An 18,575-nucleotide genomic window follows, 5' to 3' on the forward strand; every position below is an offset into this window, starting at 1 on the left:
CAGCGTAGAACGAGCAGCTGGTAGAACAGAATTCAAAGGCGGGCGCCAATGGAACTCCATACGGCGCCCGCTTGGTGAAAGAAGCCCTTGCCGCACCAAGTTTGGTGCCGGCCGGCTGAACATCCGGTTACCGCATTGCCATGGCGGTCCGGCGGCAAAACTCCAACAAGCAGCACGCCGCCCGATTCGCCCGCCGCGGGTTTCGCCCGGACAGGCCGTCCGTCAATTCGCTCTTTGTGGTCGCTTCACGCGACTCGCCGCCGCCGGCCCGCCCGCCCCTACAAGGAACGCGCTGGGCCCGAGGCTCGAGTGACAGGACGCGCAACTCGGCGCCGACCGCGCCGTTGCATTCCGCCCCTGGCATCCATGGTGACGCGTGTAACGCCCTCATTTCTTTCGCCCGTGCCCCGTCGCGCTTGTGTGCCGGCCGACACCTTGGCAATTCGTTGACCACCCGCTCCGCCTTCGCGTGCTCCATGAAGCGCCGTGCATGCACGGCATTGGAGTGAGGTAGCAATGAAACGCATGTTGTTCAATGCGACGCAGCAGGAAGAGCTGCGCGTCGCGATTGTCGACGGTCAGAAACTGATCGACATCGACATCGAAACCGCCGGACGCGAGCAGCGCAAAGGCAACATCTACAAGGGTGTCATCACCCGCATCGAACCGTCGCTGGAGGCATGCTTCGTCAACTACGGCGAAGAGCGGCACGGCTTTCTCCCCTTCAAGGAAGTCGCCCGCGCCTACTTCAAGGATGGCGTGGACGTGCGTTCGGCGCGCATCCAGGATGCGCTCTCCGAAGGCCAGGAGTTGATCGTCCAGGTGGAAAAGGAAGAGCGCGGCAACAAGGGCGCGGCCCTGACCACGTTCATCTCGCTGGCCGGCCGCTACCTGGTGCTGATGCCGAACAACCCGCGCGGCGGCGGCGTATCGCGCCGCATCGAGGGCGAAGACCGCCAGGAACTGCGCGAGACGATGGCGCAGCTGCAAGTGCCGGACGGCATGAGCATCATCGCCCGCACCGCCGGTATCGGCCGCTCGGCCGAAGAACTGCAGTGGGACTTGAACTACCTGATGCAGCTGTGGAAGGCCGTCGACGGCGCTGCGCAGGAGAACAAGGCTCCGCTGCTGATCTATCTCGAATCGAGCCTGGTGATCCGCGCGATTCGCGATTACTTCCAGCCGGATATCGGCGAAATCCTGATCGACACGGACGATATCTACGATCAGGCCCGCGCCTTCATGAGCGTGGTGATGCCCGACAACATGAATCGGGTGAAGAAATACCGCGACGACGTCCCGCTGTTCTCGCGTTTCCAGATCGAACACCAGATTGAATCGGCGTACTCGCGCATGGTGATGCTTCCTTCGGGCGGCGCCATCGTGATCGACCATACCGAGGCGCTGGTCGCCATCGACGTGAACTCGGCGCGCGCCACCAAGGGCGCCGACATCGAGGAAACCGCGCTGCGCACGAACCTCGAGGCGGCCGACGAGATCGCCCGCCAGCTCCGTCTGCGCGACCTGGGTGGCCTGATCGTGATCGACTTCATCGACATGGAGTCGAGCAAGGCCCAGAAGGATGTCGAGACCCGCCTGAAAGACGCGCTGCGCCACGACCGCGCCCGCGTGCAGATGGGCAAGATCAGCCGCTTCGGCCTGATGGAGCTGTCGCGCCAGCGCCTGCGTCCGTCGCTGTCGGAAGGCTCGCACGTCACCTGCCCGCGCTGTAATGGCACCGGCCACATCCGCGATACCGAATCGTCCGCCCTGCAGGTGCTGCGCATTATCCAGGAAGAGGCGATGAAGGAAAACACCGCCGCCATCCACTGCCAGGTGCCGGTGGAAGTGGCTGCGTTCCTGCTCAACGAGAAGCGCCCGGACATCAACCTGATCGAGACGCGCTTCAAGGTCAATGTGCTGCTGATCCCGAACAAGCATCTGGAGACGCCGCACTACAAGCTCGAGCGCCTGCGCCACGACGATCCCCGCCTGGACGACAACAAGGCCAGCTACAAGATGGCCGAAGAGGCCGCCAAGGAACTGGAAGCCGACACCGCGTACAGCACCCGCAAGGAAGCGGCCAAGCCGCGCCAGGAAGCGGCCGTCAAGGGCATCACGCCGGAGCAGCCCGCTCCCGTGTCGGTGCCACGCGCAGAGCGCCCGGCCCGCGCCGAGGCTGCCCCGGCTCCGCAGGCACCCGCTCCGGTGCCTGCCCAGGGTGGCTTTGTGTCGTGGCTGAAGTCGCTGTTTGGCGCCAAGCCGGCCGAGCCCGTGGTTGCTGCGCCGGTCCAGGCACCAAAGCAACGTGCGGAAGACGGCAACCGCCAGGGCCGCGGCAATCGCCAGGAGCGCGGTGCGCGTAACGGCCAGCGTGGCGAACGTGGCGAGCGCCAGGGCCAGAACGGCCGCGACGCCAACCGTCAAGGCCGCGACCGCAACGAGGCCCGCGAGGGTCAACAAGGGGGCCAACAGCAGGGCCAGCGCGATGGACAACGCGACAACCAGCGGGGCAACCGCGACCGCAACCGCCAGCCGGCTCAAGCGGACAGTGCTGCACGGGAGACTGCGGACGCCCGCCAGCCGCAGCAGGGCCAGGAGGTCCGAGGTGAAGGCCAGGGCCGTCGCGAACGCAATCAGGAACGTCGCGAGCGCCAGCCCCGCGAGGGCCGTGAGCCGCGTGAGGCCCGCGAAGGCCGCGAGCCGCGCGAAAACCGCGATCGCGATCAGCAAGCCAAGGAAGCCGCCAACGCCGCAGCCGCCGCCACCGTGGAAGGCCTGATCGACCCGACGGGTACCGCTGAGGTGCCGCAGCCGCCCGTGGAAGCAGCGGTGCTGGCAGAAGCCGCGGGCCTGGAAGGCGCCGCACCGGCGGAAGGCACGGGTGAGGGTGAAGAGCGCCGGCGCCGCGGTCGCCGTGGTCGCAACCGCTATCGCCGTGACCGTGAAGGCGCGGAAGGCGTGCGCGCAGAGGGCGAAAGCGCGGAAACCGCAGACGAAACGGAAGCGGTTGGCGAAACCTACACCGAGCCTGCCGTGCCCGCCACGGTGACGGAATCGGTGCAGCCCGCCTCGTTGGCGCCCGTAGAAGCGCCGGCGCCGGTGGTCCACGAGCCCGTGCAGGCCGCAGAAGCCGTGGCGCCTGTGTCCGCGATGCCGAGAACGCAGCCGGTCGAACCGGTCGCGACACCGGCACCGGCACCGGCAGCCGACGTGACGCACGAGGCGATCGTGACGGCGTTTGCCGAAGTGCCCGCGCCGGTGAGCACGGTGGCCAAGGCCTCGCCGCTGCCGATCGAGACGCTGCAAAGCGTGCTGGCCAACGCCGGCATGACGTGGGTCCACACAGACGCGCAAAAGCTGCAAGCCGCGCAGGAAGAAGCCGCGCGTGCCGTCACACCCCCGCGTGTGCCGCGCGAACGCAAGCCGCTGCCGCCGATCCAGCAGGGTCCGATGATCCTGGTCGAGACCAACCGCCCCGCGGGTGGCGCAGACCAGCAGTAAGCAGGTGATGTTTCCGGCGGTTGCCGCCGGCGCATGACCCTGGGGCGGCTTCGGCCGCCCTTTTTCCTGTGTGCTGCGCGTGCGGGGGCATCTGTACTCCCCCGCGCGAAACAGGGGCTGCGCTACACTCGAAGCTGTATCGGGCGCAATCCGCTTCGGTGGATTGACGCACTGCACCGCACCATGACCGAAACCGTCATTCCCCTCTACGATCTGCGCGATATCCGTGATGGCCAGCACCACCGGGCCACGGTGCCTTCGGTGCCGGACGTGCTCGTCCCGGCGCAGGGCTGGCTGGCGGATACGCGCGGCCGCCGCTTGCACGACCTGCGCATTTCGGTGACAGACCGCTGCAATTTCCGCTGCGTGTACTGCATGCCGAAAGACGTGTTCGACAAGGACTACCGCTTCTTGCGGCATTCCGAGCTGCTGTCGTTCGAAGAGATCGAGCGCATGGCGCGGCTGTTCATCGAGCACGGCGTCGAAAAGATTCGCCTTACCGGCGGCGAGCCGCTGCTGCGCAAGAACATCGAGCGCCTGGTCGAGATGCTGGCCCGCCTGACCACCGCGGAAGGCAAGCCGCTCGACCTGACGCTCACCACCAACGGCGCCCTGCTCGCGCGCAAGGCGCAGTCCCTCAAAGACGCGGGCCTCACGCGCGTGACGGTCAGCCTCGACGGCATCGATGACGCGACGTTCCGCCGCATGAACGACGTGGACTTTGCCGTCGGCGAGGTGCTGCACGGCATCGAAGTCGCGCAGCGGGTCGGCCTGGCGCCGATCAAGGTCAACATGGTCGTCAAGAAAGGCGACAACGATGACCAGATCGTGCCGATGGCGCGCCACTTCCGCGCAAGCGGCGTCGTCCTGCGTTTTATCGAGTACATGGATGTGGGCACGACCAACCACTGGGACATGCGCTACGTCGTGCCGTCGGCCGAGGTGATCCAGCGCCTGTCAGCGGAGTTTGCCCTGGAACCGCTGTCGGCCAACTACAGCGGCGAGACAGCCGAGCGGTGGCGCTACGCCGATGGCGCGGGCGAGATCGGCGTGATCTCCAGCGTGACGCAGGCGTTCTGCCACGATTGCACACGCGCGCGCCTGTCCACCGAGGGCAAGCTGTACCTGTGCCTGTTCGCGACCGAAGGCTTCGACTTGCGTGCGCTGCTGCGGGGCGGGGCCAGCGACCTCGAACTCTCCAACGCCATTCGCGGCATCTGGCAAGGCCGCGCCGACCGCTATTCCGAACTGCGCGCGAGTGGCCAAGCCCAGCCGGCCGGGCGACGCATCGAAATGTCCTATATCGGCGGCTGAGCCCGCCCGCATCCAACACATGATTCCGACTTCCGACATCACCGGCCTGGTCCTCGCCGGCGGCCGGGGCAGCCGCATGGGCGGCGTCGACAAGGGGCTGCAGACGTTTCGTGGCGCCCCGATGGCGATGCACACGCTGCTGCGCCTGTCGCCGCAAGTGGACCACGTGCTCATCAATGCTAACCGCAACCTGGCTGCGTACGAGTCGTTCGGTGTCCCGGTGGTGGTGGATTCGGTGCCGGACTTTGCCGGCCCGCTGGCGGGCATCCTGGCCGGGCTGGAGCAGTGTCAGACGCGCTACCTGCTCACCGCGCCGTGCGATTCGCCGTTCGTGCCGACCGATCTGGCGGCGAGGCTGTCGGAGGCCATCGAAGCCAACGACGCGCGCATCGCCATGCCGGTCACGACGGAGCCCGACGCGCAAGGCGAGCCGCGCCGCCAGGTCCAGCCCGTCTTCTGCCTCATCGATACGCTGCTCGCCGACGACCTGATCGCCTATCTGCAAGGCGGCGGCCGCAAGATCGAAAGCTGGGCGGCGCGGCACGCGACGGTGGAAGTGCCGTTCGACGACGCGTCCGCCTTCGCCAACATCAATACGCTGGAAGAACTGCATCACCTGGCCGGGCGCCGGTAGCACGCCCCTACCGCCTGACGGCCATCGATCTTCACCGACGTCATGACCACTCTTGCCTCCGTCGTTTCCTGCCTCTCCGACTACGACCCGAACGCGCTGCCCGTGGCGCAGGCGCAAGCCATCATGCGCGACTTCGTGCAGCCCGTGGGCGGCGTGGCGCGCGTGCCGATCCGCAGCGCCCTCGATCGTGTGCTTGCCCAAGACGTGCTGTCGACCATCGACGTGCCCGCGCACGACAACTCCGCCATGGACGGTTTCGCCTTTGCCGGCGCCGAACTGGCGCGCGGCGACGGCGACGTTGCGTTGCGCGTGATCGGCACCGCGTACGCAGGCATTGCGTTCGACGGAACGCCCGGCGCCGGTGAAGCGGTGCGCGTCATGACCGGCGCCGTCATGCCCAGCGGCTGCGACACGGTCATCCCGCAGGAATTCACGCAAGGCGATGCCGACACCGTCCGCTTTGCGCGCGACGCCGTGCGCGTGGGCGACAACCGCCGCCTGCGCGGCGAAGACCTCGCCAAGGGAAGCGCGGCATTGTCCGCGGGCCGGATCCTCCGCCCGGCCGACCTCGGCCTGCTCGCCTCGCTCGGCATTGCGGAGGTGCCAGTCCGCCGGAAGCTGCGCGTGGCGTTCTTCTCGACCGGCGACGAGCTGCGTTCCATTGGTGAACCGCTCGATGCTGGCTGCGTGTACGACTCGAACCGGTACACGCTGCACGGCATGCTCTCGCGCCTGGGCGTGGAGCTCCTTGACATGGGCGTCGTGCGCGACGACCCGGCCGCCCTGGAAGCCGCGTTTCGCACGGCCGCGGAAAACGCCGACGCGATCATCACCTCCGGCGGCGTCTCGGTCGGCGAGGCCGACTTCACCAAGCAGATGATGGCCAAGCTCGGCGACGTGACGTTCTGGAAGATCGCCATGCGCCCCGGCCGGCCGATGGCATTCGGCCGGATCACGTCAAATGGCCACAGCGCCTTTCTGTTCGGCCTGCCCGGCAATCCGGTGGCGGTGATGGTGACGTTCTATCACTTCGTGCGCGGCGCCCTGCTGCGCATGATGGGCGCCAACGAACCCGGCGCGCCGCTGGTACCGGCGATCAGCGCGGCGCCCATCCGCAAGCGCCCCGGCCGCACGGAATATCAGCGCGCGATCGCCGCCCTGAACGATCGAGGCCAGCTCGAAGTTCGCCTGACCGGGCAGCAAGGTTCTGGCGTGCTGCGCTCCATGAGCGAAGCCAACTGCTTTGTCGTGCTTGGTCATGATCAGGGCCAGGTCAACGCCGGCGACGCCGTGCAGGTGCTGCTCTTCGACGGCCTGGTCTGAGCGGCGTGGCCGCAACGACCCTTGCGCCGCAGGCAATGCGGCATGCTGTCGGTTTTTTGCGTCACCCACAGGGCGCGGGTATCGGCGCATCGGTCGATTCGCTACACTTTGCGCCAGTTTGATTGTTCGGATTTGCCTGAGCTTGAGTAATGCCATGATGACCAAGGAGATTGCCTACCTTCACCCGGCCCACACCGCGCGCGCGCTGGTGCTGGTGTATCTGTGTTTTTCGCTGCCGGTCGTGGGGCTGTTCTTCTTCGTCGGCTTCGTGCGCTACGGTGAACTGCCGACGGTCGTTGTGCTCAGCGGCCTGATCCTGAATGCGCTCGTCGGCTTCGGTGCCCTGTGGCTCGCCTGCCGCGCCTACAACTGGGTGGCGGCGCGTTTCGGCGGTATCGAAATCGTGCTGCGCGACGTGCCCGAAGAAGCCTGATCCCAGGTGTCTGGCCAGACAAGAAGGGGCGGAAATTTCCGCCCCTTTGCTTTTGCTGACGCGCGTTACTCCGCTTCGGTTTCGTCGTCGACCGGCGACGCGGTTCCCAGGCCCAGTACGTTCTGCGCCGAGTCGCTCGGCAACGCTTCCACTGCCTTGAGCTTGCGGTTCATCTGGCGCGTACGCACTTCGGCTTGCTCGATGTTGCTGACGGCGCGCTCGAGCGTTTTCTTGGTCGCGGCCAGCACGTCACCGAACTTGCCGAATTCGCTCTTGACCGCGCCGAGGACCTGCCACACCTCGCTGGAGCGCTTTTCCAGCGCCAGCGTACGGAACCCCATCTGCAGGCTGTTCAGGATGGCGGTCAGCGTGGTCGGCCCTGCCACCGTCACGCGGAATGTGCGCTGCAATGCGTCCGTCAGGCCCGGGCGGCGCAACACCTCGGCATACAGGCCCTCAGTCGGCAGGAAGAGGATCGCAAAGTCGGTGGTGGCGGGCGGCGCGATGTACTTCTCGTGGATGGTTTGCGCTTCCTTGCGGACCGCCACCTCGAGTTCGCGGCTGGCAGCCGCGGCGGCTTCCGCGTCGGCGCGTTCCTGTGCGTCGACCAGGCGCTCGTACTGCTCCTTCGGAAACTTGGCGTCGATGGGCAGCCAGACGGTGGCGTCGCGGTCGGCATCGGTCTTGCCAGGCAGGCGGATCGCAAATTCGACGCGGGCGCCGGTACCACGCACGGTCTCGACGTTCTTGTCGTACTGCTCGGGCGTGAGCATCTGCTCGAGCAGCATCTCGAGCTGGACTTCGCCCCACGTGCCGCGCGTCTTCACGTTGGTCAGCACCTTCTTCAGGTCGCCCACGCCCTGGGCCAGTGCCTGCATTTCGCCCAGGCCGCGGTGCACCTGTTCGAGCCGGTCCGACACCAGCTTGAACGATTCGCCCAGGCGCTGTTCGAGCGTGGCATGCAGCTTCTCGTCCACGGTGCGGCGCATCTCGTCGAGCTTGATCGCGTTGTTGGCCTCGATGTCCTTGAGCTTCTGCTCGAGCGTGGCCCGCACCTCCGACAGGCGGCGCTCGTTGCCTTCGGCCAGCTGGGCGAGCTGCTGCTGCATCGTGTCGCCAAACCGGCGCAGCGCGTTGCCCTGCTCTTCGCGGGCCTGCTGGGCCTGCTGGTGCAGGCTCTGGCGCACGGCTTCGAGCTGCTGAGTATTCGTCTCGGTCAGCTTCGTGAGCTGCTGGGCGAACGTGTCGATCTGGTTGTTCTGCAGCGTGGCGACGCTGGTCAGCTGCGTGGCCAGCACCTGCTGGAACTGCCCGAGCTGCTGGGTCACGTCGCTGCGTCCGATGCGCGCGGTTTCGCCGATCTCGCCGCGCAATTCGCGTTCGATGCGCTCGTTGCCACGCGCCAGCTCTTCGCGCAGCGCATTGAACATCGGCGACACATCATGCGTTGCCGGGCGTGACACGCCGCGCCAGATCAGCACACACAGCACGGCCACCACGGCCACGCCAAGCAAGGTCAGAAGAGCCATCCAATCCATACGGGCGTTCGATCAGGCAGAGGTGCGCCGCACGGCCAGCGCATCCGGGTTCAAAAGGTTGGGCGGCTGCCCGGCGTGCGGCCCAAAGCCGAGCGCCGCGATCAGGTTGTCCGCCGCGAGGTTCGCCATGCCCAGGCGCGTGCCATGCGTGGCACTGGCGATATGCGGCGTGAGCGCGACATGCTCGGCCTCCAGCAGCGCCGGATGCACCTTCGGCTCTCCCTCGTATACGTCGAGGCCCGCTGCGAAGATGCGCTTCTCGGCCAGTGCCTGCGCCAGCGCCGCATCATCGACGATGCCGCCACGCGCGAGGTTCACCAGCGTCGCGCTCGGCTTCATCTGCGCCAGCTCGGCCGCGCCGATCGCGTGGTGGCTTTCCGGCGAATACGGCAGCACGAGCACGAGATGGTCGGCCTGCCGGAGCAGCGCTTCCTTGCTGACGTAGGTCGCGCGCGTCTGCTGTTCGATCTCGGGCGCGAGGCGGCTGCGGTTGTGGTAGAGCACGCGCATCGAAAAGCCGCTCGCCCGACGCGCCAGCGCCTGGCCGATGCGGCCCATGCCCAGGATGCCCAGCGTGGTGCCATGCACTTCGGCGCCGAGGAACATGTCGTACGTCCAGCGCTTCCAGTGCCCCGCACGCAGCCAGCGCTCGGACTCCGACACACGGCGTGCAGCGGCCATCAGCAGAGCCCAGCCGAAATCGGCCGTCGTCTCGGTCAGGATGTCCGGCGTGTTCGTGGCAAGGATGCCCGCACGCGTCATCGCCGGCAGGTCCAGGTTGTTGTAGCCGACCGCCATGTTGGCGACGGCGCGCAGTGTCGGCACGCGGGTGATGAGATCGGCGTCGATGGTGTCGGCCGCGTTGGCGAGCAGCCCGACCCGGCCCTGCAGGCGCTCGGCCAGCGCTTCGGGCGGAAACACCGCATCGGCCTGGTTGTCGACCACGTCGAAAACTTCGCGCAGCCGCTCCAGCACTTCCGGAAACAGCGCACGCGTCACGAGGATTCCAGGTTTCATTGGTTGCAACCCCGTTCGGTTAGCGGAAGAAGAGGAAGGTCATCAAGACGAAGATCGGTACCAGGATGCCCACCGACCACAGCATGTAGCCAAAGAAGCTCGGCATCTGCAGCCCCCGGCTTTCGGCAATCGCCTTGACCATCAGGTTGGGGGCATTCCCGATGTAGGTGTTGGCCCCCATGAACACGGCGGCCGCTGAAATGGCCGCCAAGGTGGCCGCGCCCTCGCTCATCAGCATCTGCGCATCTCCGCCGGCAGTGTTGAAGAACACGAGATACGTCGGCGCATTGTCCAGGAACGACGACAGCAGGCCCGTGGCCCAGAAGTACATCGCATTGTTGGGCTGCCCCGCACCATCGTTGACCATGCGCACAATGCCCGCGAACGGGCCGTCCACACCTGCCTTGAGCATGGCAATGACGGGCCCGATGGTGATGAAGATGCCGGCGAACAGCTTGCCGACCTCCAGAATGGGCTCCCAGTTGAACTCGTTGCCGGCGCGTGCCCCGGCGGGCGTGAGTCCCAGCGACAGCAGCGCGACCACCACCAGGCCGATGTCGCGCACCGCGTTCTGCAGCAGCACCTCGGTGCCCATGACGTGGAAGGCGATGCCGGGCTTCCACAGGCCGCTCATCAGCACGAGTGCCAGGATGCCGGCCAACAGGACGAAATTGACCTTGCCCTCGAAGCGCAGGGGGCCCGCGTCGTCGGGTGTCGGGTCGGTGATGCCGGGCAGCTCCTCCTTGCCGGCACGGTAGAAGTAGCTGTCGAGCACAAAGAAGATGGCCAGCAACAGCAGCCACATCATCAAGGTCTGGCGCCAGAGATGCTGGGTCGTCCAGAAGAAGTCGACGCCCTGCAGGAAGCCGAGGAAAAGCGGCGGGTCGCCCAGCGGCGTCAGCGCCCCGCCGGCGTTGGCCACCAGGAAGATGAAGAACACGACGACATGGGTGCGATGGCGGCGCACATCGTTTGCGCGCAGCAGCGGACGGATCAGCAGCATGGCTGCGCCCGTCGTTCCCATGATGCTGGCAAGCCCCGTGCCGAGCGCGAGCAGCCCCGTGTTGAGCTTGGGCGTACCGTGCAGGTTGCCCCGAATGCAGATGCCTCCTGCCACCACGTACAGCGCGGCAATCAACGCGATGAACGGGATGTACTCGGCCAGCGCGGCATGCACGACAGATGCGACAGCGGCTTCCCCGCCAAACGCCATCCCGAACGGCACAAGAAACAGCACGGCCCAGGCGGCTGCGATCTTGCCGTAGTGGTCGTGCCACAGCCTGGGCGCCAGCAGCGGGGCGATGGCGATCGACAGCAGAATGCCGGCGAACGGCATGCCCCATGCCAAGGACAGCTGCGCACCGTTGACATCGGCTGCACGCGCCAGGCCACATACAAACAGGAAGACAAGGGGCCAGAGGCGTTTCACGTAGGCGTTCTCCTAAGCACTGGCGCGCTGCGAGGCCACGCGCCGAACAAGCAAAGACGCCAGTGTAAACGCCTGGGGCCTGCCGCCCCGCAAACGTCCATCCAGGTTTGAGGAAACGGCAGGCCCCCGCGAACAAGGCCCAGCAGGCCGACGCGAATGTCAGGCGCCCGACACAACGATCACATGCACGCGATACGGGCCATGTGCGCCCAGCACGATCGTCTGCTCGATATCACCCGTGCGCGACGGCCCGCTGATGACGTTGGTGGCGCGCGGCAGCTCGCCCCGCTCTGCGCGCATCAGCGCATAGGCGTCTTCCAGCGTGGCGACGATGCGCGACTGCGGAACCACGGCGATATGCGTCTCGGGCAGCAGCGCCGTGGAGGCGACGTTCTCCGGCCCCGATAGCAGCATCAGCGAGCCCGTCTCGGCAATCGCGCAGAAGCAGCCCGTGATGCCGACAAGGTCGCCGTGCGCCTGATCGGCTTGCGGCTCGCGGATGGGCGGACGGAACTCGACCGCAATGCCTGCCGCGGCCCAGTCGAGCGACTGCAGCGTCGTCCAGGCCACGGCGCGCGGCGCCAGCCCCAGACCGGACAGATAGCGCGCCGCCGCAGCCGGCACATCGGCCAGCGTGGCAACTGTGTCCAGCGTGGAGGCCATCTTCGTCGCCTGCCCGGCAAAGTGGCCGGCAAGGTTGTCGGGCATCGGCGGGCGCGGACCGGCCGGATGGCGCGCCAGATAATCCGCCACGGCGTCGCGCTCGCCCTGCGTCGGCTGCTCGGGACGATGCTGCGCATTGCGGATGCGCGCGAAGATGGCGTCGCGGGCGCGACTCGTGTCGAGCGGGTCGGCTGGGGTGTCCGGTCGTGTATCCATGGCGGCTCCGAAAGATCGGTCGATTATACGAGCCGTGCGCGCGCCCACCCGGCCGCACCATTGAAACTTATTCGGCGCCCGCGTGAGCCTTATTGCACGCCGAAGACCTGTTTCAGATAGGTCAGATAGGCCGGGTCGTCGCACATCGTCTTCTCGGGTGCGTCCGACAGCTTGGCCACGGGCTGGCCATTGCAGCGGACCATCTTGATGACGATCTGCAGCGGCGTGTACCCGAGGTCGTTGGTGAGGTTCGTCCCCACGCCGAACGCGAGCTTGCAGCGGCCCCGGAAGCGCTCGTACAGGCCGATGACCTTCGGCATGTCAAGGCTGTCGGAAAAGATCAGCGCCTTGGATTTCGGGTCGGTGCGCATGCCTTCGTAGTGCTGGAGCATGCGTTCGCCCCATTCGAACGGGTCGCCCGAGTCATGCCGCACGCCGTCGAAGAGCTTGCAGAAGAACATGTCGAAATCGCGCAGGAAGGCGTCAAAGCCGTAGGTGTCCGACAGGGCGATACCGAGATCGCCGCGGTATTCCTTGGCCCACGTTTCCAGAGCGAACGTCTGGGAATCGCGCAGCCGCGGGCCGAGCGCCTGGCAGGCCTGCAGGTATTCGTGCGCCATCGTGCCCAGCGGCGTCATGCCGTGCTTCATGGCGAAATAGACGTTGCTGGTGCCCGCATACTGGCCGCCGAGCTGCGCGCGCGTCTCGAGCAGCACGTGCTCGTGCCAGGTATGCGAGAAGCGGCGGCGCGTGCCGTAATCGGCAATGCGGCAGTCTTCCAGGCCGGGACGCTGGAGCGTGGCGAGCTTGTCGGTCAGGCGGCGCTTGCCCTCCTCCCACTGCGGATGCGTCTGCGTGCGGCTGAAATAGACCTCGTTGACGATCGCCAGCACCGGCACCTCGAACATGATCGTGTGCAGCCACGGCCCGGCGATGACGATCTCGATCTGCCCGTCGTTGCCGGGCGCAGGGCGCACGTCGATGTATTTTTCGTTGAGGTGGAAGAGGCCGAGAAAATCGACGAAATCGCTCTTGATGAAGCGCAAGCCGCGCAGGTAGTCGAGCTCCGCCTCGGTAAAGCGCAGCGTGCAGAGATGGCGGATTTCCGCACGAATCTCTTCGATGAAGGGCACCAGGTCCACGCCGGTATTGCGACACTTGAAACGGTATTCAACGTGCGCGCCGGGAAAGTGGTGCAGCACCACCTGCATCATCGTGAATTTGTACAGATCGGTGTCGAGCAGCGAGCGGATGATCATCGGATGGCTAAAAAACCCAGGGACTGGGCGTCATGCTAACCGAAGCCCGCCGCAGCGCCAGGTGGGGCGCACAAATCTCCTCCAAAACGCGGCCTTTAGCCGGCGGCGCGGGCGGGGAACCCCTTGATTCCGCTATAATTTCCGGTTTCCGACCGGATTTTTGCACCATGGAAGCAGAACGCCTCAATGCCATCCAGAACACGTTGGCCGACCTGAAGTCGCGCGCCGACGAACTTCGGAGGTATCTTTGACTACGACGTCAAGTCTGAACGTCTAGCCGAAGTCGACAAAGAGCTCGAAGACCCCGAGGTCTGGAACGACCCGAAACGCGCCCAGGAACTGGGCCGCGAGAAGAAATCGCTTGAGAACGTCGTGCTGGCGCTGACCAAGCTGGACGCAGACCTCACCGGCGCCGCCGAGCTGTTCGAGCTGGCCCGCGAGGAAGGCGACGACGACACCATCGAAGCCATCGAGGCCGACACCGCCGGCATGCGCGCCATCGTCGAAGACATGGAATTCCGCCGCATGTTCTCTGGCCCGATGGACGCCGCCAATTGCTTCATCGACATCCAGGCCGGCGCCGGCGGCACCGAGGCGTGCGACTGGGCGTCGATGCTGCTGCGCCAGTACCTGAAGTACTGCGAACGCAAGGGCTTCAAGACCGAAGTGCTGGAAGAGTCCGAAGGCGACGTGGCCGGCATCAAGAGCGCATCGATCAAGGTCGAAGGCGAATACGCGTTCGGCTTCCTGCGCACCGAGACCGGCGTGCACCGCTTGGTGCGCAAGTCGCCGTTCGACTCCGCGGGGGGCCGGCACACGTCGTTCTCGTCGATCTTCGTGTATCCGGAAGTCGACGACTCGATCGAGATCGAGATCAACCCGGCGGACCTGCGCGTCGATACGTACCGCGCATCCGGCGCCGGCGGCCAGCACATCAACAAGACAGATTCTGCCGTGCGGATCACGCACATCCCGACCGGTATCGTCGTGCAGTGCCAGAACGACCGCTCGCAGCACCGCAACCGCGCCGAGGCGATGACGATGCTGAAGTCTCGCCTGTACGAGCACGAGCTGCGCAAGCGCCAGGCCGAGGCCGACAAGCTCGAAGCCTCCAAGACCGACGTGGGCTGGGGCCACCAGATCCGCTCGTACGTGCTGGACCAGAGCCGCATCAAGGACCTGCGCACGAACGTGGAAATCTCCAACACGCAGAAGGTGCTGGACGGCGATCTCGATGCCTTCATCGAGGCGAGCCTGAAGCAAGGCGTCTGACCTCCAAGGCGAGCACCATGGCTGACACGTCCCTGTTCATCGTGACCGGCGCCTCCCGCGGCCTCGGCGCCGCGCTGGTCCAGGCGCTGATGCAGCCCGGCAATCGCCTCGTCTGCGCGGCGCGCGGCGACAACGCCGAACTTCGCGCGCAGGCGTCGGCAGCCGGCGTGGCGCTCGACTGGCATCAGGTCGACCTCTCCGACGCGCATGCCGCGGAGGCGTGGATGACCAAGACGCTGGCCGCCCTGCCCGCCCATCAGAACGTGACGCTGGTGCTCAATGCCGGCGCCGTCGAGCCGATCGGCGCGATCGACATGCTGCGCGCCGACACGCTGCTGCCGCACCTGCAACTGAACCTGGCCGGCCCCATGGCGCTGACGGCCGCCCTGCTGCGCGGCACCGCCGGCTGGAATGCGCAGCGCCGCGTGCTGGCGATCTCGTCGGGCGCCGCGCGCCGCCCGATCGCCGGCTGGGCTGCGTATTGCACCGGCAAGGCGGGGCTCGACATGTTCGTGCGCGCCATCAACGCGGATGGCGATGCCAGCGTACGGGCCGTGGCACTGGCCCCCGGCGTCATCGACACCGACATGCAGCGCACGATCCGCGGCGCAAGCTTTGCCGGCGTGCAGCGCTTCCGCGACCTGCATGCGCACGGAGAACTGGTTTCGCCACAGGACGCTGCCGCGCGCATCGCCGCTTACCTTGCCCGCCCTGACTTTGGTGCGACCGAACTCGACGACCTGCGTCACTACGCGTAACCCGCACGCCTGACACGACTTTCCTCTCTTCCCCATCATGACCGAACAGAACAACGCGGCCGAATCGAACGCCGCCGTGCCCGCGCAGGACGACAACAAGATCATCGCCGAGCGCCGCGAGAAGCTGGCCGAGATCCGGCAGCAAGGCGTCGCCTTTCCCAACGATTTCCGCCCGACGCATCGCGCTGCCGAGCTGCACGCCCAGTACGGCGCGCTCGAGCAAGCCGCGCTGGAAGCCGAGCCGGTCCAGGTTGCCGTGGCCGGCCGCATGATGCTCAAGCGCGTGATGGGCAAGGCCAGCTTTGCCACCGTGCAGGACAGCACCGACCGCATCCAGTTCTACATCAGCCGCGACGCGGTGGGCGAAGACGTCTACGCCAGCTTCAAGAAGTGGGATCTCGGCGACATCGTAGCCGCGCGCGGCACGCTGATGAAGACGAAGACCGGCGAACTGTCGGTGGCGGTGACGGAGCTGCGCCTGCTCTCCAAGAGCCTGCGCCCGCTGCCCGGCGACTACTACGGCCTGGCCGACCAGGAGCAGAAGTACCGCCAGCGCTACGTGGACCTGATCGTCTCGAAAGAAACGCGCGAGACGTTCCGCGCCCGCACAAAGGCCATCGCCTCGCTGCGCAACTTCATGGCCGGCAACGGCTTCATGGAAGTCGAGACGCCGATGCTGCACCCGATTCCAGGCGGCGCGGCAGCCAAGCCGTTCATCACGCATCACAACGCGCTGGACATGCAGATGTTCCTGCGCATCGCGCCCGAGCTGTACCTCAAGCGCCTGATCGTCGGCGGCTTCGAGCGCGTGTACGAGATCAACCGCAACTTCCGTAACGAGGGCGTGTCGCCGCGACACAACCCCGAGTTCACGATGATGGAGTTCTACGCGGCCTACACGGACTACCGCTGGCTGATGGACTTCACCGAGCAGCTGATCCGGCAGGCCGCCATCGACGCCTCGGGCACCGCCACGCTGACTTACCAGGGCCGCGAGCTGGACCTGTCCAAGCCGTTCCATCGCCTGACGATCACGCAGGCCATCCAGAAGTACGCCCCGCAGTACACCGATGCGCAACTGGCCGATGCCGACTTCCTGCGTGCCGAACTCAAGAAGTTCAAGATCGACACCAACGCCCCGCAGTTCCGGAATGCCGGCCTAGGCACGCTGCAGCTCGTGCTGTTTGAAGAGACGGCCGAATCGCAACTGTGGGAGCCGACGTTCATCATCGACTACCCGGTCGAAGTGTCGCCGCTGGCACGCGGCTCCGACACGCTGCCCGGCATCACCGAGCGCTTCGAGCTGTTCATCACCGGCCGCGAAATCGCCAACGGCTTCTCCGAGCTGAATGACCCGGAAGACCAGGCCGAGCGCTTCCGCAAGCAGGTCGAACAGAAGGACGCGGGCGATGAAGAAGCCATGTTCTATGACGCCGACTACATCCGCGCGCTGGAATACGGCATGCCCCCGACCGGCGGCTGCGGCATCGGCATCGACCGCCTCGTGATGCTGTTGACCGACAGCCCGAACATCCGCGACGTGATCCTCTTCCCGCACCTGCGCCGCGAAGATTGATCGGCGCGACGACGCACCGCCAACGCCCCTTCGGGGGCGTTTTTGCTGTGCTTTCACCCCGCCATTTGTAACATCCGCACCGGTTCACACTGTGAGATGAAGCGCGACATCCCCTTGATTTTTCAAAGGAAAATGGTGCTACAGATGCTTACAAATTAAAACGGCATCCGTTCGGGCGATCGACCAAACTGTGATCATCGAAGGGCCGCACCGATCACGGCCGCAGGAGAACGATGATGAACAACAACATCCAGCCGAACGCAGGTCAAACATACGGTGGCACGTCCCCGGGGCAGGTGCCTCCGTCGCCGCGCCGCATGCACCCGCTGATGACGACGGCCGCCGTGGCCGTGATCATCGCCAGCCTGACGGCGGTGGCCGCCATCACCGGTGTGCTGCCCACGTCGAAGGCGACCCAGGGCAGTACCGATCCGAACGTCGCTGCGCAGTCGACGACGGCGGCCCCCGGCGCTTCCACGACGCCGATGGCGCTCGCAGCACCGGGCCAGACCACGCAGCCGAACCAGGCTGCGCCGTACCCCCCTCAGACCGTGGCCACGCCGCCGTCGCCGACACACCAGCCGGCCTATGCCGAACGCGCTCCCTCGGCGGCACCCCGCTACGCACAGACGCCACCGCGTCCGGCCGCCAGCCCGTATACCGGTCACGTGACGTCGGTGACGCCGATCACCACGCAGGGCAAGGAGACCGGCCTGGGCATGATCGGCGGTGCGGTGGTGGGCGGCCTGCTGGGCAACCAGATCGGCCGCGGCAATGGCCGTACGCTGGCCACGGTGGCCGGCGCGGTGGGCGGCGGCTATGCCGGCCACGTGGCGGAAAACCACTACAGCCGCGATACGCAATACCGTGTGAACGTGCGCATGGACAACGGTACGAGCCGCAGCTTTACCTACAAGGCCGCCCCGGGCTTCCAGCCTGGCGACCGTGTGCATATCGAGAACGGCACGCTGGTGGCAGGCTGATCCGCGCTCCGCTTCATCCCAAAGAAAAACCGGCCTTCGGGCCGGTTTTTTCATGTCCGCAAAAAGCGAGGCGAGCGTTCATTCCGCCGCTTCGTCAATCCACGCCTGCTGGATCGCTTCAAGAAACTTTTCGCCGCCGCGCTTGTGGTCGTCGTCAAAGCCTTCCAGGCCGACGACCTTGTTGTGCAGGTCCACGAAGTTCAGGCGCGTCGGATCGACGTCGGGGTACTTGTCGTACAGCGCTTCGGCAATCTGCTGAATGTCGTTCCATTTCATGATGAGCTCCCTCTCCACGGCGCCGTACGGCTTAGTGGTTTTCTTTGGCGTGGTTGATCGTGTATTTCGGGATCTCGATGGTGAGATCCTCGTCTGCCACCCTCGCCTGGCACGACAGGCGCGAATTGGGCTCCAGGCCCCAGGCCTTGTCGAGCAGGTCCTCTTCCTTTTCCGAAGCCTCCTCCAGCGAGTCGAAACCTTCGCGCACGACCACGTGGCACGTGGTGCAGGCACATGACTTTTCGCAAGCGTGCTCGATCTCGATGTCGGCGCCCAGCAGCGCATCACAGATGCTCGTGCCGGTCTTGGCTTCAATCACGGCGCCCTCGGGGCAGTATTCGACGTGGGGCAGGACGACGATTTGTGGCATGAAAAACTCG

16 protein-coding genes are annotated in these 18,575 nt (G+C 66.1%); 9 read left to right on the forward strand and 7 right to left on the reverse strand.

Features of this window, described 5'->3' with window-relative positions; genetic code table 11:
- Nucleotides 1-516: 516 nt before the first annotated feature.
- The 5 genes from A6M56_RS23095 to A6M56_RS23115 all read left to right on the forward strand — a co-directional run bounded on the left by A6M56_RS23095 (nucleotide 517) and on the right by A6M56_RS23115 (nucleotide 7,208).
- A complete protein-coding gene (locus A6M56_RS23095; RefSeq protein WP_102079545.1) occupies nucleotides 517-3,504 on the forward strand; it encodes an Rne/Rng family ribonuclease in 2,988 nt (995 codons plus the stop codon).
- Nucleotides 3,505-3,687: 183 nt separating this feature from the next.
- Nucleotides 3,688-4,818 carry a GTP 3',8-cyclase MoaA gene (gene moaA / locus A6M56_RS23100; RefSeq protein WP_045786449.1) on the forward strand — a complete coding sequence of 377 codons (1,131 nt, stop codon included), beginning with the start codon at nucleotides 3,688-3,690 and terminating at the stop codon, nucleotides 4,816-4,818.
- 19 nt (nucleotides 4,819-4,837) lie between these two features.
- Complete coding sequence (mobA, locus tag A6M56_RS23105) at nucleotides 4,838-5,452, forward strand: molybdenum cofactor guanylyltransferase MobA (RefSeq protein WP_045786448.1); 615 nt, start codon at nucleotides 4,838-4,840, stop codon at nucleotides 5,450-5,452.
- Nucleotides 5,453-5,494: 42 nt separating this feature from the next.
- Complete coding sequence (moeA, locus tag A6M56_RS23110; RefSeq protein WP_045786447.1) at nucleotides 5,495-6,775, forward strand: molybdopterin molybdotransferase MoeA; 1,281 nt, start codon at nucleotides 5,495-5,497, stop codon at nucleotides 6,773-6,775.
- Between the two features lie 154 nt (nucleotides 6,776-6,929).
- Nucleotides 6,930-7,208 carry a hypothetical protein gene (locus tag A6M56_RS23115; RefSeq protein WP_045786446.1) on the forward strand — a complete coding sequence of 93 codons (279 nt, stop codon included), beginning with the start codon at nucleotides 6,930-6,932 and terminating at the stop codon, nucleotides 7,206-7,208.
- A 65-nt stretch (nucleotides 7,209-7,273) separates the two neighbouring features.
- On the opposite strand, the gene A6M56_RS23120 is transcribed toward A6M56_RS23115, so the two are convergent.
- From A6M56_RS23120 to pncB, 5 genes are all read right to left on the reverse strand, one after another.
- Nucleotides 7,274-8,746 carry a DNA recombination protein RmuC gene (locus A6M56_RS23120; protein WP_102079544.1) on the reverse strand — a complete coding sequence of 491 codons (1,473 nt, stop codon included), beginning with the start codon at nucleotides 8,744-8,746 and terminating at the stop codon, nucleotides 7,274-7,276.
- Nucleotides 8,747-8,758: 12 nt separating this feature from the next.
- Nucleotides 8,759-9,763, reverse strand: coding sequence for a 2-hydroxyacid dehydrogenase (locus A6M56_RS23125; RefSeq protein ID WP_045786444.1), 1,005 nt, complete (start codon nucleotides 9,761-9,763; stop codon nucleotides 8,759-8,761).
- A 19-nt stretch (nucleotides 9,764-9,782) separates the two neighbouring features.
- Complete coding sequence (locus A6M56_RS23130) at nucleotides 9,783-11,192, reverse strand: sodium:proton antiporter (RefSeq protein ID WP_102079543.1); 1,410 nt, start codon at nucleotides 11,190-11,192, stop codon at nucleotides 9,783-9,785.
- Between the two features lie 159 nt (nucleotides 11,193-11,351).
- The gene (locus A6M56_RS23135; protein WP_045786442.1) at nucleotides 11,352-12,071 is read right to left on the reverse strand and encodes a LutC/YkgG family protein; all 720 of its coding nucleotides are present in this window, start codon (nucleotides 12,069-12,071) and stop codon (nucleotides 11,352-11,354) included.
- An 89-nt stretch (nucleotides 12,072-12,160) separates the two neighbouring features.
- The gene (gene pncB / locus A6M56_RS23140; RefSeq protein WP_045786441.1) at nucleotides 12,161-13,330 is read right to left on the reverse strand and encodes a nicotinate phosphoribosyltransferase; all 1,170 of its coding nucleotides are present in this window, start codon (nucleotides 13,328-13,330) and stop codon (nucleotides 12,161-12,163) included.
- 167 nt (nucleotides 13,331-13,497) lie between these two features.
- On the opposite strand from pncB, the gene prfB reads away from it, so the two are divergent.
- From prfB to A6M56_RS23160, 4 genes are all read left to right on the forward strand, one after another.
- Nucleotides 13,498-14,602 (forward strand): peptide chain release factor 2 gene (gene prfB / locus A6M56_RS23145; protein ID WP_096745095.1). Its coding sequence is split into 2 segments (ribosomal slippage): nucleotides 13,498-13,578 and nucleotides 13,580-14,602, totalling 1,104 coding nucleotides; the frame shifts between segments, so codons are not numbered across the junction.
- Nucleotides 14,603-14,619: 17 nt separating this feature from the next.
- Complete coding sequence (locus A6M56_RS23150) at nucleotides 14,620-15,360, forward strand: SDR family oxidoreductase (RefSeq protein WP_045786440.1); 741 nt, start codon at nucleotides 14,620-14,622, stop codon at nucleotides 15,358-15,360.
- Between the two features lie 37 nt (nucleotides 15,361-15,397).
- On the forward strand, nucleotides 15,398-16,936 hold the full coding sequence (gene lysS, locus A6M56_RS23155) for a lysine--tRNA ligase (RefSeq protein WP_102079542.1): 1,539 nt from the start codon (nucleotides 15,398-15,400) through the stop codon (nucleotides 16,934-16,936).
- A 236-nt stretch (nucleotides 16,937-17,172) separates the two neighbouring features.
- Nucleotides 17,173-17,919 carry an outer membrane lipoprotein gene (locus tag A6M56_RS23160; protein ID WP_045786438.1) on the forward strand — a complete coding sequence of 249 codons (747 nt, stop codon included), beginning with the start codon at nucleotides 17,173-17,175 and terminating at the stop codon, nucleotides 17,917-17,919.
- Nucleotides 17,920-17,997: 78 nt separating this feature from the next.
- Here A6M56_RS23160 and iscX read toward each other — a convergent pair whose 3' ends face one another.
- Nucleotides 17,998-18,195 (reverse strand): Fe-S cluster assembly protein IscX, encoded by a 198-nt coding sequence (gene iscX, locus A6M56_RS23165; RefSeq protein WP_062739331.1) that lies wholly within the window; start codon nucleotides 18,193-18,195, stop codon nucleotides 17,998-18,000.
- 31 nt (nucleotides 18,196-18,226) lie between these two features.
- Nucleotides 18,227-18,565: an ISC system 2Fe-2S type ferredoxin gene (gene fdx, locus A6M56_RS23170; protein ID WP_045786436.1), complete on the reverse strand. Its 339-nt coding sequence runs from the start codon at nucleotides 18,563-18,565 to the stop codon at nucleotides 18,227-18,229.
- Nucleotides 18,566-18,575: the final 10 nt, after the last annotated feature.

It is taken from the genome of Ralstonia sp. RL (assembly GCF_001683835.1).
Classification (GTDB): Bacteria; Pseudomonadota; Gammaproteobacteria; order Burkholderiales; family Burkholderiaceae; genus Ralstonia; species Ralstonia mannitolilytica.

What these genes read in the sequence shown, in the direction of transcription:
- A6M56_RS23095 (WP_102079545.1), top strand. Translation starts at nt 517, where the DNA reads ATGAAACGCATGTTGTTCAATGCGACGCAGCAGGAAGAGCTGCGCGTC.
- fdx (WP_045786436.1), bottom strand. Translation starts at nt 18,565, where the DNA reads ATGCCACAAATCGTCGTCCTGCCCCACGTCGAATACTGCCCCGAGGGC.
- pncB (WP_045786441.1), bottom strand. Translation starts at nt 13,330, where the DNA reads ATGATCATCCGCTCGCTGCTCGACACCGATCTGTACAAATTCACGATG.
- lysS (WP_102079542.1), top strand. Translation starts at nt 15,398, where the DNA reads ATGACCGAACAGAACAACGCGGCCGAATCGAACGCCGCCGTGCCCGCG.
- moaA (WP_045786449.1), top strand. Translation starts at nt 3,688, where the DNA reads ATGACCGAAACCGTCATTCCCCTCTACGATCTGCGCGATATCCGTGAT.
- A6M56_RS23120 (WP_102079544.1), bottom strand. Translation starts at nt 8,746, where the DNA reads ATGGATTGGATGGCTCTTCTGACCTTGCTTGGCGTGGCCGTGGTGGCC.
- A6M56_RS23150 (WP_045786440.1), top strand. Translation starts at nt 14,620, where the DNA reads ATGGCTGACACGTCCCTGTTCATCGTGACCGGCGCCTCCCGCGGCCTC.
- A6M56_RS23135 (WP_045786442.1), bottom strand. Translation starts at nt 12,071, where the DNA reads ATGGATACACGACCGGACACCCCAGCCGACCCGCTCGACACGAGTCGC.
- iscX (WP_062739331.1), bottom strand. Translation starts at nt 18,195, where the DNA reads ATGAAATGGAACGACATTCAGCAGATTGCCGAAGCGCTGTACGACAAG.
- moeA (WP_045786447.1), top strand. Translation starts at nt 5,495, where the DNA reads ATGACCACTCTTGCCTCCGTCGTTTCCTGCCTCTCCGACTACGACCCG.
- A6M56_RS23125 (WP_045786444.1), bottom strand. Translation starts at nt 9,763, where the DNA reads ATGAAACCTGGAATCCTCGTGACGCGTGCGCTGTTTCCGGAAGTGCTG.
- A6M56_RS23115 (WP_045786446.1), top strand. Translation starts at nt 6,930, where the DNA reads ATGATGACCAAGGAGATTGCCTACCTTCACCCGGCCCACACCGCGCGC.
- A6M56_RS23160 (WP_045786438.1), top strand. Translation starts at nt 17,173, where the DNA reads ATGAACAACAACATCCAGCCGAACGCAGGTCAAACATACGGTGGCACG.
- mobA (WP_045786448.1), top strand. Translation starts at nt 4,838, where the DNA reads ATGATTCCGACTTCCGACATCACCGGCCTGGTCCTCGCCGGCGGCCGG.